The sequence below is a fragment of the Pseudomonas sp. W17 genome (assembly GCF_040268305.1).
Classification (GTDB): Bacteria; Pseudomonadota; Gammaproteobacteria; order Pseudomonadales; family Pseudomonadaceae; genus Aquipseudomonas; species Aquipseudomonas protegens.
Genome location: NZ_CP158490.1, coordinates 4464121 through 4478876, shown reverse-complemented (window position 1 = coordinate 4478876; position 14756 = coordinate 4464121). Strand labels below are relative to the sequence as shown.

Genomic DNA, 14756 nt, shown 5'->3' with positions numbered 1-14756 from the left:
GCTTGCTCCGGCTGCCGTTATTGACAGCCGGGGCTGGCGCCGCGAATTATCCAGCCCCTGGATAATTTCGATGGGCATTATTCATGAAGCTCAATGTGCAGCGCCTGGACCTCAACCTGTTGCGGGTGTTCGACGCCTTGATGCAGGAGCAGAACCTGTCCCGGGCCGCGGTACGCCTGAACCTCAGCCAACCGGCGGTGAGCAATGCCCTGGCGCGCCTGCGTCGGCACCTGGACGAGCCGCTGTTCATTCGCACCGCCCGCGGCATGCAACCCACCTCCCGGGCCCTGAGCCTGCATGTGGCCGTGCGCCAGGCCCTGCACCTGTTGCAGCAGGGCCTCGATCCTGCTGCGGCGTTCGAGCCGGCGGCGGCCCAGCAACTGTTCACCTTGTCGATGAACGATTACGCCCAGGCGCGCCTGCTGCCGGCCCTTTCCCGACGCCTGCAGCAGGTAGCGCCCGGGGTCCGGCTGGCGGTGCGCAGCGACAGCGCCGACGCCATCGCCGCCTGGCTCGGTGCCGGGATGCTCGACCTGGCGGTGGACTACCTGTATTTCGACAGCCCGGACCTGTGCTACCAGCCGCTGCTTGAGGAGCAACTGGTGGTGATCGGCCGTCGCGACCATCCGGCCTTTGCCCCGGAACTGAGCCTGGAGGCCTACCAGGCTTGCCTGCACGTGGCGATTCCCGATCGGGGTGGGCGCGGCTCGCCCCTGGAAATCGTTCTCGGCTCGGCCAAGGTCCAGCGCCAGGTGCAGGTGTTCGTGCCCAACTACCTGAGCATTCCGCTGATCGTTGCCCAGTCCGACCTGCTGGGCACCGTGCCACGCTACCTGGCGGAGCATTTCTGCGCCTTGCTGCCGATCCGCATCGCCAGCCTGCCGCTGCTGGCGGCGCCGGTGCAGGTCAGCCTGATCTGGCATCGCCAGCAGCAACAGGCGCCGGGCCTGCAATGGTTGCGCAGGGAGATTGCGGCCATTGCCAGTGCTCCATAGTCGCCATGCACTCCGGGTAAACGGGGCGCTGCCCAGGAGGCGCCGACCTCGGCCGACCAGCTCTGGCTCCGGAATTTCTTGAGAAAGTGCCAAGTCTCAGAAATTTCCTACTTCCATTGGCGAAGTGTCTTGAACTCAGTTGAGTTCAATTTGGCTAGCATGGTTTTTTATCCGGAGCCGCGGTGATGTCGACGCTGAGCGTACTGTTGTTGTGTTCGAACGCTTTTCGGGTTCGACATTTTTCAAGAATTCTCGCGTCTTGCGGTTTTGCTCGGGTACAAGTGATCAGCGATGACTGCGACGGCGCTCAGTTCCCGCCCGCCCTGGATGAACTGGACCTGGTGATCTGCGACTCGCTGCACTCCCTGAACGCCATCCCCTACCTGCGCAGGCTCTGCGAGCACCACGGCTTTTTCTCGATGATGGAATGCGAAGCGCTGCAAGCGCCGATCCGTTGGGGGCTGGCGAACTTTCGCGTGCGTTCCGGCAAGTACTGCGTCGGCAGTTACAGCGAGCTGGACACGCTGCAGATCAGCGCCTTGCTGCTCAAGGCGCTGGCCATCAAGCGTACGGTGAAAGGCCATGCACGTGACGATGCTCCAGGGGCGGCGGGAGCTGGTTGCGCCAACAACGACTGGGTGGCCGAACTGGATGTTTCCCAGGCCCTGGAACAGCGGCAGATCGTGCCTTTTTTCCAGCCCCAGGTCTGCATGAAGACCCGGCGCATCACCGGCGCCGAAGTCCTGGCCCGTTGGCAGCATCCTCACAAGGGGGTGCTGGGGCCGCAGTTCTTTCTCGACCTGTTCGACAGCCCGCAGGGCCATCGCCAGTTGTTCGATTGCCTGTTGCAGCAGGGCCTGGCGCTGCAGCGGCAGTTGCAGGGCCACGCCAGCGGCGATGCCCTGATGTTCTCCTACAACATTGAGGCCAGCCAGCTGAGCGATCCGCAATTTGCCCTGCGGGTGTTGCAACAGATCGACGAGGCGCAGGTGCCCACACGCCAGGTGACCCTGGAGATCACCGAGCGCCAGGCTCTGGTCCTGAGCATGCAGTGCATCGAGAACATCAGTGTGCTGGTGCACAGTGGCGTGCGTCTGTCCCTGGATGATTTTGGCACCGGGCATTCTTCGATCATGCGCCTGGCGGACATTCCCTTTGGCCAGCTCAAGCTGGACTCCGGCTTTGTCGCCAACGCTACGGGGCCCAAGGAAACCCGGATCATCGAAGCCATCGTGGGGATGGCCGGTGCGCTGCACCTGGAGCTGGTGGCCGAAGGCATCGAGACCGAAAAGCAACGTGCGCACCTGCAGCGCCTGGGTGTCGATGCGGCCCAGGGCTTTCTGTTTCACAAACCGATGAATGCAGCCGCCCTGGTCCGGGTCCTGACGTTGAGCCGGCCGCCGCAGCGACAGCTCAGCCAGAGCTAGGATGCAGCGCGGTCACTGCGTCTTGAGCATCACATAGGCTTCACCGCCACGACGGTCGTGCATGAGGATGAAGGTCTGCCCGTTGAGGGTGATCTTGCTCGGTACGCTCTGGGCCACCGGGGTGCTGGAGAACTTGCCGGCCACGCTGAGAAATTGCTGGGTCAGCGAGCTGTCGTTCTGGGTCGGGGTGGTGATCGCGCATTCCTTGTTGGCCTGTATCTGCACGCCCAGGCTTTGGTCCTCGTTCATGCCCATCTTGGCGAAGCCGGCATCGGTCAGGTCACTGATGCCATGGTTGCGCGCGGCGGTCTCGGCGCCGGCGAAGGACGGCGCGGACTTCAGGCAGATATCGCGAAAGGCCAGGATGCCGGCGGAAGTGATGGTGGGCTCCGGGTTGATCTCCCGGGTCACGCTGGAGCAGGCGCCAAGCAGCGCCAGGGCGGTGAGGGTTGCGGCAAGTGGTGCGGTGCGGGGCAGAGTGCTCATGGAAATCCTTGGAAGCAGACGGCAAGGGGGGCGGGGAGGGTTCTTGCCGAATGAGGCATCGGCACCCTGGCAGGGTAGGCAGGGGCATCGTTCAGATCAATCTTTTGTGTGAAAACCGCGTGTTGAACGGTTCCGGGGCGCTGCGGCTGGCGCAGTAATTGCCTGCCTCATGGCTCAGTTCAACGATGGGACCTGCGGCCATGCAATTACGAGCGTTGCGTTACTTCCACGAGGTAGCCCGGTGCGCCTCCCTGCGTCAGGCGGCGGAGCGCCTGTACGTGACCCCCACCGCAGTCAGCCGGCAGATCGAGCAACTGGAGCACTTCTTCGGCACCGCGCTGATCGAGCGCGGGCCCCGGGGCATTCGCCTGACCGTGGAGGGTGAATGCCTGGCCGAGCAGGTCACCTCCACCTTGCGCGGCTTCGACCAGGTGCGCGATGTGATCGCCAGCCGGCAGAGCCAGGTAGCGGGTAACGTCAGCATCCATGTGTCGGAAAGTATCGTTTCCAGCGTGCTGGCGCCGGTGCTGGCGGCGTTCAACCGGGCCCATCCGAAAGTCACCTTCAACATCGTCATCGCCAGTGCCGGCGCCACTCTGGATGCCCTGTGCAGCGGCGAGGCCGACCTGGGCCTGGCGTTCTACCTGCCGGAACGGGCCGAAGTGGAGGTGACCGCCCACTGCCAACTGTGGCACCGGGTGCTGGTCAGCGCCGAGCACCCGTTTGCCCAGTGCCCGAGCATTCGCCTGCAGGATCTGGAGGGCCAGCCCCTGGCGATTCCCGACTCGGCCTACGGCGTGCGCCAGGCCCTGGAGGGCGCGGCGAAAAAGCGCGGAGTGAACATCCTTCCGGTATTCACCACCAGCTCCCTGGAGGTGCAGAAAAGCCTGGCCCGCCAACGTGCGGCAGTGCTGATCCTGCCCCAGGTGGATGCCGAGGCCCGGGACCTGGGGGATGGGCTGGTGGCCGTGCCGATCGACGACCAATACCTGGAGCGGATCCGGGTGGACCTGTGCGTGGTGCGCAACCGGCCCTTGTCGGTGGCGACCCTCAGGTGCCAGGAAATGCTTGTCCGGGCGATGCAACGCCATAGCCTGGCGTAGGAGCGGGCTTGCCCGCGAAGGCGTTTCCAAGAACGCTGCACGGCTTACGGACCTCTTCGCCGGCAAGCCGGCTCCTACGGAGGAGGGGCGGTGGTCAGAACAGGTTGAACGGGAAATTCCCCACCAGGCGGAACTCGTCATAGCTGCCGTCGATCTGCCCGCCGCTGGCGCGGTGGTTGTAGACGATGGTGCGCAGCACCGCATCCTTGAGCCGCCCGGACTGCACCACATAGGCCAGCATCAGGCCATTCTCGTTGTGCTTGGCGCCGTCCAGGCCGCGTACGTTGTAGCCGCGGTTGCGGCCATTGCGGTCACCGTCGTACTGGGTGCCATCGATGCCCCAGCCCTTGGCGTGCCACAGGCTGGCGCTCAGCCCGGGCACGCCGTAGGCGGCAAGATCCAGGTCGTAGCGCAACTGCCAGGACTTTTCATTGGGGCCGTTGTAGTCCGAGTACAGGGAGTTGGCCATGTAGTTGCCGGTGGACTCCCACACATAGTCGAAGTACTCGTCGCCGAACACCTGCTGCCAGGCCAGGGTCAGGCTGTGGGCCTGATGGCTGCCGGTCAGCGCCAGACTGAAGGCGTCGTTATCGATGTAGCCCAGGCGCTGCTGGCCCTGGTCCCGGGTGTGGTAGTAGTTGAACGCGGTCTTCAGCGCCAGCCGGCTTTTGTCCCCGGCGCGGTGGGTCAGGCCCAGGTAGTACTGGTCCCACATGTTCTCGAAGCGCGAGGCATAAAGGCTGCCTTCCAGGCCCAGGCCGGGCTTGACCGTCGCGCCCAGGTAGCTGATGCGCTCGCCGCTGTAGGCGCGGTTGCCGAAGGTGGTGGTCAGGCGTTCGCTGCCGGTGCCGGTGCGCGGGATGGCCCGGTCGAAGCTGCCGGCCTGCAGCGACAACCAGTCGGTTTCATGGCTGTACAGGCCCACGCCCTGGAAGCTGGAGGGCAGGGCGCGGTTGTCCTTGTAGCGCAGCACCGGGTTGTCGGTCATCAGGCGCCCGGCCTTGAGTTCGGTGTTGGACAGGCGCAGGCGGACATCGCCGATGCCCAGGCGGCTCCAGGTGGGCAGGGCGTCGCCGTCGCTGTCCACCAGCACCCGGTCGCCGCCATTGGCCACCCGGCCGTGGCCGCGCTCCAGGTTCACTGCGCTGAACAGGCCGGCGTCCACCCCAATGCCGATCAGTCCCTGGGTATAGCCGGAGCTGTACTTGAGCATGCCGGTCTGTACCCAGGTTTCCCGCACCCGGGTGCGCTGGTTGCCGTCGGGTTTCTTGATCGTCAGGTAGGTGTCGCGTTGGGTGTGCTGGTTGGAGTAGTAATGGCGCAGGTTGAGGTCCAGGCTGCTGCCTTCGATAAAGCCCGGGGCCTGGGCCTGCTGGCTTGGGCGCGGGTTGTCCTGGGCCAGCAGGGGGCTGCTGGCGCTCATGGCCAGGAGGCAAAGTACGAGCTGTTTCATGTCGCTTCCCCACAAATCAAAGGCGTCGAACCTCCGCCCGACCGCGGTCATGCGCGGCCGGCAGGGTAGAGGAAGACGCGGTGCCGGAAAAGAGTTTTGGGCAGTGAGGCGAATGCTCAGCGGGCGCGGGCTTCTGCGAGCCGTTGGCCGGGGTTGCTGTGCCCGGGTGTTTGCGGGCGGGTTTCCTTGGCGAACCAGGCGGCGGTCAGGCACACCAGGTTGGCCACCAGCAGGTAGCCCACCGGTGACATTGGGTTGCCGGTGGTGCCGATCAGCCAGGTGATGATGATCTGCGCCGTACCGCCGAAAGCCGCCACGCCAAAGGCGTAGACGATGGAGAAACCGGTGGAGCGCACCGCCTTGGGAAAGCTCTCCACCAGCAGCACGATCAGCGCCGCGCCACTCATGCCGTGCAGCCCGGAGAGCACCGCCAGGGTCAGCAGGAAGGTCGTCGGGCTGGGGTGCTCGGTCATCAATTGCAACGCCGGGAACAGCACCAGCAACAGCACCACCCGCGGCGCCATGAGGATGGTGCGGCGGCCGAAGCGGTCGCAGAGCATGCCGCCGGCAATCGCGCACACCGCCATCGCCGCGCCGGCCACCAGGGTCGAGAGCATGGAGATGCTGGTGGGCAGTTTCAGTTCGGTGAGGGCGAAGGTGGTCATGTAGTTGATGAAGTACTGGGTGATGGTGCTGCCGGAGAGAATCAGCAGCCCCAGCACCAGGGCCCGGCGATGTTCGCCGAACACCTGACGCACTAGGCTGCCGGTGCTGGCTTCTTCGCCCTGGCCGTGGAAGGTTTCCGCCAGGTTGCGGCGGATGTAGATGCCGATTGGCAGCACCAAGAGGCCGAACACGAAAGGCACGCGCCAGCCCCAGCTGTTGAGGTCCTCGGGGGACAGCACCTGGGTCAGGGTGTAGCCCACGGTGCCGGCGGCCATGGCGGCCACACCCTGGGCCACCACCTGCCAGCAGGCGTAGGTGCCGCGCTTGTGCGCTGGCGCGGCTTCGAGGATGTAGGTGGTGGCGGGGCCGGCCTCGCCGCCCCAGGCCAGGCCCTGGATCAGCCGGGTGAGCACCAGCAGGATCGGTGCGGCGATGCCGATGCTTTCATAGCTGGGCAGGATGGCGATGCTGCCGGTGCCCACGGCCATCATCACCAGGGTCAGGAGCATCGCCGGCTTGCGCCCGACGCGGTCGGCGTAGGCGCCGATCAGCACCGCCCCCAGGGGCCGCACGATAAAACCGACGCCGAAGGCGGTGACCGAGAGCATCAGGCTGACAAAGGCGCTGTCGGAGGGAAAGAAGGTGTGGCCGATCATCACCGCAAAGGTGGCGTAGACCCCGAAATCGAAGAACTCCACGGCGTTGCCGAGGATCACCGCGAACACGCTGCGCTTGCCCCCCGGGACATTCGGCGCTTCAGGATCCTGGTGCTGGGAGTGGGTGGAATCGTGACTGTGCATACTGGCCCCTCGAATTTTTATTCATAGGTTGCCCAGGCCCCGGGCGGCGAGGCCCGGGGCTGGGGTGAAGGTGGCAGTTTCGGTGTGTCAGTGGGACGGCGGACTTGGCCAGCTGTGGATCGCTCCGCGCCAGCTCTCATAGGTCTTGGCCACTTGCAGCAGCCATTGATCGGCAAAGCGCGGGGCGATCATCTGCAGGCCGATGGGCATGCCATCGGCGGCGAAACCGCAGTTGATCGACAGCGCCGGTTGTTCGCCCATGTTCCAGGGCAGGGTGAAGACGATGTGCTCGAACGGTTGCTGCGGGTCGTTGCTCGGCGACGGCCACTGGGCGGGAAAATGGTTGATCTGATTGGTGGGCGACAACACCAGGTCGAACTCGCTGAACACCTGGGCGGCACGCCGGCGCATCTCGAAGGTCTGGTTGAAGCCCTGCACCGCCTCGACCCCGGACAGGTCGGCCCCCGGCGCCGCCCAGTCGCGGATATAGGGCAGCACCTTGGCAAACTGCTCGGCGCCCAGGGCCGAGAGTTCCGCCCATTGTCGGGCGCGCCAGAAACGGTCGAGGCCGTCCAGTTGCGCGCGGTCCATGATCGGCGCCAGGGTGCGCACCTGGGCGCCATGGCTTTCGAACAGCCGTGCGGCCTGTTCCACCGCCGCGCAGACAAAACCCTCCGGTTGCAGCCCCGCGCCGGGCTCCAGCATCAGGCCGATTTTCAAGCCGTTGACCGACACCGGCTCGTCGCTCCAGTCCGTGGTCAAGGGCGGCAGGCTGGTGGCGTCCCGGGCATCGGGTCTGGCCAGGTGGCGCATCAGCAGCACCGTATCCTCGACGCTGCGGGTCATGGGCCCGGCGCAGCGTCCGGTGTAATACGGGTCGATGGGAATCCGCCCCAGGGTCGGTTTGAATCCCACCAGAGCGCACCAGGCAGCCGGCAGGCGCACCGAGCCGCCGATGTCGGTGCCGATGTGCAGCGGCCCGTAACCAGCCGCGGCGGCCGCAGCGGCGCCGGAACTGGAGCCGCCGGTATTGCAGGCGGTGTTCCAGGGGTTGCGGGTAATGCCGTGGAAGCTCGACAGCCCCGAAGACAACATGCCGAAATCCGGCACCGTGGTCTTGGCCAGGATGATCGCCCCGGCTTCACGCATCCGCGCGGCGGGTGGAGCATCCTGCAACGCCGGCTTCAAGGTGGTGGCCGCGCTGCCCAGCGGGATTGGCGTGCCTTGGGTGGCGATCAGTTCCTTGATCGTCACTGGAATCCCGTCCAGCGGGCCGTTGGGGGCGCCCTTGTTCCAGCGCTCGGTGGCGGCCCGGGCCTGCAGGCGCACCTGCTCCGGATCGAAGGCGTAGAGCGCACGGATATGCGGCTCCCAGCGCCCGATATGGGCCAGCAGATGCTCGTAGTAGTCCAGTGGCGAGAGGGTGCGGCTGGCGAATTGCGCCAGCAGCTGGGTGGTGGATAGATCGTGCAAATCAGTCATCGAACGCATCCTTGTGTCGGGCGTCAGTCGGGTTGCTGATGGCCCGACTGTATCGCTTCCACCCTAGCCCAACCATCACAAAGGACGCAGCCTGGTGTTGCGTTTTTGTGAGCACTGCAGCGGCGTATCCCTTGGCCCGATTGAATACGGCCCCACCCAATCGCGACGTTCTGTAGGAGCGGGCTTGCCCGCGAAGGCGGCCTCAGGGTTTGCACAAGGCTCGCGGGCCTCTTCGCCGGCAAGCCGGCTCCTACGGGATTTCGCCCGGGTCAGTGTCGCAGGACGGGGGCTTGGGGGTGGGGGCTGGGGAACGCTTGTTCATAGGACCGGCACAAGCGCAGCACTTGCTCATCGGCAAAGCGTGCGCCGACTACGTGCAGGCCCACGGGCAGGCCGTCGTCGGCAAAGCCGCAGGGCAGTGAAGCCGCCGGTTGCTGGGTCAGGTTGAAGGGGTAGCTGAAGGGCGTCCATTCCATCCATTCCCCCAGGCCCGAGCCCGGTGGGACGTTGTGTCCGGCGGCGAACGCAGTCAGGGGCAGCATAGGCGAGAGCAACAGGTGGTAGCGCTCATGGAAGGCGGCCATGTGGGCCACCAGGGCGGCGCGCGCCTCCAGGGCGGCGCTGTAGTCACTGAGGCTGATGCCTTCGCCCTGTTCGGCGATGCGCAGCAGGCCCGGGTCCAGCAAGGCGCGCTGGGCGGGGCTGAGGGCTGCGGTCAGGCGCGCCGCCCCGGAGAACCACAGGGTATTGAACATCTCCAGGGGATCACTGAAACCGGGATCGACCTGCTCGATCTGTGCCCCCAGTTGCGCCAGGCGCTCCACCGCCCGGGCCACCACTCGCGCCACTTGCGGGTCGATCTTGACGTAGCCGAAGTCCGGGCTGTAGGCGATGCGCAGGCCCTTGAGGCTGGCATTTTCCGGTAACCAGGGCGTGCTGCGCGGTGCGCCGAGCAGGCCGTCACGGGCATCCGGACGGGCCACGGTCTGCAGCATCAGCACGGCGTCATCGACGCTGCGGGTCATCGGCCCCAGGTGCGAGAGAATGTTCATCGCACTGGCCGGCCACTGCGGCACGTAGCCGAAGGTCGGCTTGATGCCGAAGGTGCCGGTGAAGGCGCAGGGAATGCGGATCGAGCCGCCGGCATCGCTGCCCTGGTGCAACACGCCGAGGTTCAGCGAGGCCGCCGCCGCTGCGCCGCCGGAAGAGCCGCCGGCCGTCAGGCGAGTGTCCCAGGGGTTGCGAGTGATGCCGTACAAAGGGTTGTCGGTCACGCCTTTCCAGCCGAATTCCGGAGTGGTGGTCTTGCCCAGCAGCACCGCGCCGGCCGCGCGCATGAAGCCGGAGAAGGGCGCATCGACCTCCCAGGGGCCGGTGGCCGCAGTGGTTTTCGAGCCCTTGCGGGTGGGCATGCCACGGGTCAGGGTCAGGTCCTTGATCGACGCCGGCAAGCCGTCCAGGGCGCCGCAGGGCTGGCCCTTGAGCCAGCGCTGTTCGGAGGCCCGTGCCGCGTCCAGGGCCCCTTGGTGGTCGATATGGCAATAGGCGTTGACCAGCGGATTGAAGCGCTCGATACGCGCCAGGGCGTCTTCGGTGACCTCCACCGGTGACAGGCGCTTGTCACGGTAATGGCGCAGCAGTTCGACGCCGCTCAGGGCGGCGATGTCAGTGGCTTGCTTCATAGCGATTGAGCTCCTTGAGCGGCATTGACCATGGCCCGTAGCAGGACTGCGCAGCCGTCGGCCAGGTCCTGGGGCGCGGCGTTTTCAATTTCGTTGTGGCTGATGCCGCCCTCGCAGGGCACGAAGATCATCCCTGCCGGGCCCAGCTCGGCGATGAAGATCGCGTCATGCCCGGCGCCGCTGACGATGTCCATATGGCTCAGCCCCAGGTGCTCGGCGCCCTGGCGCACGGCGGCCACGCAGGCGGGGTCGAAGTCCAGCGGCGGGAAATCGGCGGTGGCGGTCAGCTCGAACGTCAGGCCGTGCTGGCGGCAGCTGTCTTCGATCACCTGGCGCACTTCATCGACCATGGCTTGCAAGCGGTCGGCGTGCAGGTGGCGCAGGTCGAGGGTCATCTGCACCTGCCCGGGGATCACGTTGCGCGAGCCCGGGTGCAGGCTCAGGCAGCCCACGGTGCCGCAGGCATGGGGCTGATGGGCATGGGCGATGCGATTGACCGCGCTGACCACTTGCGCCGCGCCCACCAGAGCGTCCTTGCGCAGGTGCATCGGCGTCGGCCCGGCGTGGGCCTCGACCCCGCTCAGGGTCAGGTCGAACCACTTCTGGCCCAGGCAGCCCATGACCACGCCAATGGTGGTCTGGCGGTCTTCCAGCACCGGCCCTTGCTCGATATGCGCTTCGAAATAGGCGCCCACCGGGTGGCCGAGTACCGCACGCGGACCGGCATAGCCGATGCGCCGCAGCTCGGCGCCCACCGACAGGCCCTGTTCGTCCTGCTTGGCCAGGGTCTCGGCGAGGTCGAACTTGCCGGCGAACACCCCCGAACCCATCATGCACGGCGGGAAGCGCGAGCCTTCCTCGTTGGTCCAGACCACCACTTCGATCGGCGCCTGGGTTTCCAGGCCCAGGTCGTTCAGGGTGCGGATCACCTCCAGCCCGGCCATCACCCCGTAGCAACCGTCGAACTTGCCGCCGGTGGGCTGGGTGTCGATATGGCTGCCGGTCATCACCGGGGCGCGGTTCGGGTCACGCCCGGCGCGGCGGGCGAAGATATTGCCGATGCCGTCCACGCTGACGCTGCAGCCGGCCTCTTCGCACCAGCGCACGAACAGGTCCCGGGCCTGCCGGTCGAGGTCGGTGAGGGCCAGGCGGCATACGCCGCCCTTGGCGGTGGCGCCCAGTCGGGCCAGGTCCATCAAGGACTGCCAGAGGCGCTCGCGGTTGATCAGCGGGGCATTGCTTTGCAAGGACTGCAGTGGGTCCAGTCGACTGTTCATGGCATTTCTCCCGTCAGGCGCTCAGGGCCAGGTAGCGGTTCTTGATGGTCGGGTCGGCGCGAAACTCGGCGGCGCTGCCCTGGTAGACCACGCGGCCCTGTTCGAGCACGTAGTGACGGTCGGCGAGCTTGTCGCAGACCATCAGGTTCTGTTCCACCAGCAGCACCGGCAGGCCGTCTTCCTTGAGGGTGCGCAGGATTTTCACCAGCTCGTCGACGATCACCGGCGCCAGGCCCTCGGTGGGTTCGTCGAGGATCAGCAGCTTGGGGTCATTGAGCAGGGCGCGGGCGATGGCCAGCATCTGCTGTTCGCCGCCGGACAGGGCGTGGCCGGCGTTCTTGCGGCGTTCCTTGAGCCGAGGAAACATTCGGTAGATGTCGTCCAGCTGCCAGCGGCTGGCCTTGCGCTGGGCGATGCGCAGGTTTTCCTCGACGCTGAGCAGGCGAAAGATGCCCCGGTGTTCCGGCACCAGGGCCAAGCCCTGGCGGGCGATCTCGAAGATCTTCTGGCCCACCAGTTGCTGGCCGTTGAAGTGGATCTGGCCCTGGCGCGGGCAGATGATCCCCAGGATGCTGCGCAAGGTGGTGGTCTTGCCCGCGCCGTTGCGCCCCAGCAGGGTCACCAGTTCACCGGCCTCCACCTTGAGCGAGACGCCTTCGAGCACGTGGCTCTTGTCGTAGTAGGAATGGATGTTCTCGACGGTCAGCATCAGGCGGCTTCTCCCAGGTAGGCGACACGCACACGCTCATCGGCGCGCACCACATCCGGCGTGCCCTCGACCAGGATCTGGCCGTGGCTCATCACGGTGATGCGCTGGCTGATGGACATGACGATGCTCATGTTGTGTTCGATCAGCAGCACCGTGTGGTCGCGGCCCAGGTCGCTGATCAGTTGGGTCATGATCGGAATGTCATCGATACCCATGCCCGAGGTGGGCTCGTCGAGCATCAGCAATTGCGGCTTCGAACAGATCGACATGCCCACTTCCAGCACCCGTTGCTGGCCGTGGGACAGCTCGCCGGCCAGGGTCTGGGCCCGGGCCGTGAGTTGCAGGCGCTCCAGCACCTGGTCGGCCACCTCCAGGTGCTCGCGGCGGCTGTCCACGTGGCGCCAGAAGTTCAGCGCTCCCAGGCCGTCTCGGCCCTGGGCGGCCAGGCGCAGGTTCTCCCGCACGCTGAGGTTCTGGAACAGGCTGGTGAGCTGGAAGGAACGCGCCATGCCCAGGCCGACCCGGCCGTGGGCGGGTTTCTTGATGATGTTCTTGCCGTTGAAACGGATGGCTCCAGCGGTGGCCTGGCGTTCGCCGGTCAGGCAGTGGAACAGGCTGGTCTTGCCGGCGCCGTTGGGGCCGATGATGGTGTGGATGGTGCCGGCCTCGACCTTGAGGTTGACCCCGTTGACCGCGTGGAAGGCACCGTAGGCCAGCTCCAGGTTCTGGGTTTCCAGCAGGTACTGCGCAGGCTTGCTCATGAGCGTTTCTCCTCGGCCAGCAAGGCCGTCTTGCGTGAGCCTTTGAGGCGTTCCACCAGGCTCGACAAACCGCCCCACAAACCGCCGCGCATGAACACCACCACCAGGATCAGGATCACCCCCAGCAGAATCAGCCAGCGTGGCCACAGCTCGGAGAGGAACTCGCCCAGCAGTACGATGGCGCCGGCGCCGAGCAGGGAGCCGAACAGCGAGCCGGTGCCGCCGACGATGGTCATGATCAGGATGTTTTCCGACATCGCCAGGTCGATGTTCGACAGCGGCACGAAGTGCAGGAGCATGGCGTACAGCGCCCCGGCAATCCCGGTGACCGCGCCGGAGAGCATGAACACCAGGATCTTGAAATGCCGGGTGTCGTAGCCGATGGCGGCGGCGCGGGTTTCGTTCTCGCGGATGGCCATCAGGGTGCTGCCGAACGGCGAGGCGATCACCCGCCGGGCACCGATGAAGATCAGCAGGAACAGCACCGCGACAAAGCCGTAGAAATAGCGGGCGTCGGCCAGGGACAGCAGCACTGTGTCACCGATGCGGATCTCCGGGCGCGGCACGCTGAGCAGGCCGTTGTCGCCGCCGGTCCAGTCGCTGAGGGTGTAGGCGATGAAGTAGGCCATCTGGCTGAAGGCCAGGGTCAGCATGACGAAGTAGATGCCGGTACGGCGGATCGCCAGGGCGCCCACCAGCAGTGCCAGCAAGGCTCCCACCAGCGCCGCGCCGAGCAGGGCACTGAACAGCCCCAGCTGCAGATGGATCATCAACAGGGCGGCGCAGTAGGCACCGGCGCCGAAGAAGATGCCCTGGCCGAACGACAGCAGCCCGGTGTAGCCCAGTAGCAGGTTACAGGCCAGTGCGGCGAGGGCGAAGATCAGGATCTCGCTGGCCAGGGTCGCCGACGGCAGCACCAGAGGCAGGCCGATCAGCACCGCGATCACCAGCCACAGCAGGCCGCGCGATTGAGTCTTGGCAAAGGGCAGGGGATTTTTCTCGCTCATGATCATGCTCTCCCGAACAGGCCGTAAGGACGCACCAGAATGACTGCCGCCATGGCGCCGTAGATCATCAGGCTGGCGCCCTGGGGCCAGAGGCTGGTCATCAGGCTTTGCACCACCCCCACCAGCAGGCCGCCCACCAGGGCGCCGCCGAACGAGCCCATGCCGCCGATCACCACCACCACGAAGGCCACCCCGAGAATCTCCGGGCCGACAAAGGGCTGGGCGCCGCGCAAGGGCGCGAACAGCACCCCGGCGATCCCGGCCAGGGCCACGCCGAGGGCGAAGGTCATGGAAAACAGGCGAAAGATATTGGTGCCCAGCAGCGACACGGTCTCGGTGCTTTCACTGCCGGCCCGCACCAGGGCACCGAAGCGCGTGCGCTCCAGCAGCAGCCACAGGCCCAGCCCCACCAGGGCCGAGAACAGGATCAGGAACAGGCGGTAGTAGGGGTAGACGAAGTCGCCGATCACCAGCACCCCGCGCAGCAGTTCCGGCACCGCCACGGCCTTGCCCACCGGGCCCCAGATCATCACGCTGGCTTCCTGGATGATCAGCGCGATGCCCAGGGTCACCAGGATCTGGAACATGTGCGGCAAGTGGTAGATGCGCTGGATCAACAGGCGCTCGATGATCCAGGCCAGGGCCGCCACCACCAGGGGCGCTAGCACCAGGGCCAGCCAGAAGTTGCCGGTCAGGCTGACGGCGGTGTAGCAGATGTAGGCGCCGAGCACGAAGAACGCGCCATGGGCGAAGTTGACGAAGTTCAGCAGGCCGAAAATGATCGTCAGGCCCACCGCGATCAGGAAGTAGATCATCCCCAGCCCGAGGCCGTTGAGGATCTGGAACAGGTACAAATTAAGCATGCAGGAACCCTCGGCAGGGAGCCCTTGGACGGAGCCCGCTGCCTG

The 14756-nt window shown here is 66.0% G+C and carries 13 protein-coding genes; 3 read left to right on the top strand and 10 right to left on the bottom strand.

Annotated features, from left to right (window positions below; translation table 11 throughout):
• Window positions 1-83: 83 nt before the first annotated feature.
• Window positions 84-995, top strand: coding sequence for a LysR family transcriptional regulator (locus ABCR88_RS20470; RefSeq protein ID WP_011061963.1), 912 nt, complete (start codon window positions 84-86; stop codon window positions 993-995).
• Between the two features lie 185 nt (window positions 996-1180).
• Window positions 1181-2422, top strand: coding sequence for an EAL domain-containing protein (locus ABCR88_RS20465; RefSeq protein WP_350403301.1), 1242 nt, complete (start codon window positions 1181-1183; stop codon window positions 2420-2422).
• Between the two features lie 12 nt (window positions 2423-2434).
• Here the strand turns inward: ABCR88_RS20465 and ABCR88_RS20460 are convergent, their stop codons facing one another.
• On the bottom strand, window positions 2435-2908 hold the full coding sequence (locus ABCR88_RS20460) for a hypothetical protein (RefSeq protein WP_015636104.1): 474 nt from the start codon (window positions 2906-2908) through the stop codon (window positions 2435-2437).
• 200 nt (window positions 2909-3108) lie between these two features.
• Here ABCR88_RS20460 and ABCR88_RS20455 point away from each other — a divergent pair, with 200 nt between their 5' ends.
• Entirely contained in the window at window positions 3109-4011 is a 903-nt protein-coding gene (locus ABCR88_RS20455) for a LysR family transcriptional regulator (protein WP_015636103.1), read from the top strand.
• A 94-nt stretch (window positions 4012-4105) separates the two neighbouring features.
• Here the strand turns inward: ABCR88_RS20455 and ABCR88_RS20450 are convergent, their stop codons facing one another.
• From ABCR88_RS20450 to ABCR88_RS20410, 9 genes are all read right to left on the bottom strand, one after another.
• Window positions 4106-5464, bottom strand: coding sequence for an OprD family outer membrane porin (locus ABCR88_RS20450; protein ID WP_350403298.1), 1359 nt, complete (start codon window positions 5462-5464; stop codon window positions 4106-4108).
• 116 nt (window positions 5465-5580) lie between these two features.
• Window positions 5581-6930, bottom strand: a complete 1350-nt coding sequence (locus ABCR88_RS20445; protein ID WP_350403296.1) for a citrate-proton symporter — start codon at window positions 6928-6930, stop codon at window positions 5581-5583.
• A gap of 87 nt (window positions 6931-7017) precedes the next feature.
• Window positions 7018-8412 (bottom strand): amidase, encoded by a 1395-nt coding sequence (locus ABCR88_RS20440; RefSeq protein WP_041118914.1) that lies wholly within the window; start codon window positions 8410-8412, stop codon window positions 7018-7020.
• Between the two features lie 269 nt (window positions 8413-8681).
• Window positions 8682-10094 (bottom strand): amidase, encoded by a 1413-nt coding sequence (locus ABCR88_RS20435; protein ID WP_350403293.1) that lies wholly within the window; start codon window positions 10092-10094, stop codon window positions 8682-8684.
• Window positions 10091-11371, bottom strand: coding sequence for a Zn-dependent hydrolase (locus ABCR88_RS20430; protein ID WP_053159302.1), 1281 nt, complete (start codon window positions 11369-11371; stop codon window positions 10091-10093). The genes ABCR88_RS20435 and ABCR88_RS20430 overlap by 4 nt, the downstream gene beginning before the upstream one ends.
• A 13-nt stretch (window positions 11372-11384) precedes the next feature.
• Window positions 11385-12080, bottom strand: a complete 696-nt coding sequence (locus ABCR88_RS20425; protein ID WP_053152508.1) for an ABC transporter ATP-binding protein — start codon at window positions 12078-12080, stop codon at window positions 11385-11387.
• Complete coding sequence (locus ABCR88_RS20420) at window positions 12080-12841, bottom strand: ATP-binding cassette domain-containing protein (protein WP_011061953.1); 762 nt, start codon at window positions 12839-12841, stop codon at window positions 12080-12082. The genes ABCR88_RS20425 and ABCR88_RS20420 overlap by 1 nt, the downstream gene beginning before the upstream one ends.
• A complete protein-coding gene (locus ABCR88_RS20415; RefSeq protein ID WP_041118906.1) occupies window positions 12838-13848 on the bottom strand; it encodes a branched-chain amino acid ABC transporter permease in 1011 nt (336 codons plus the stop codon). The genes ABCR88_RS20420 and ABCR88_RS20415 overlap by 4 nt, the downstream gene beginning before the upstream one ends.
• Window positions 13849-13850: 2 nt before the next feature.
• Window positions 13851-14711: a branched-chain amino acid ABC transporter permease gene (locus ABCR88_RS20410; protein WP_011061951.1), complete on the bottom strand. Its 861-nt coding sequence runs from the start codon at window positions 14709-14711 to the stop codon at window positions 13851-13853.
• Between the last annotated feature and the right edge of the window lie 45 nt (window positions 14712-14756).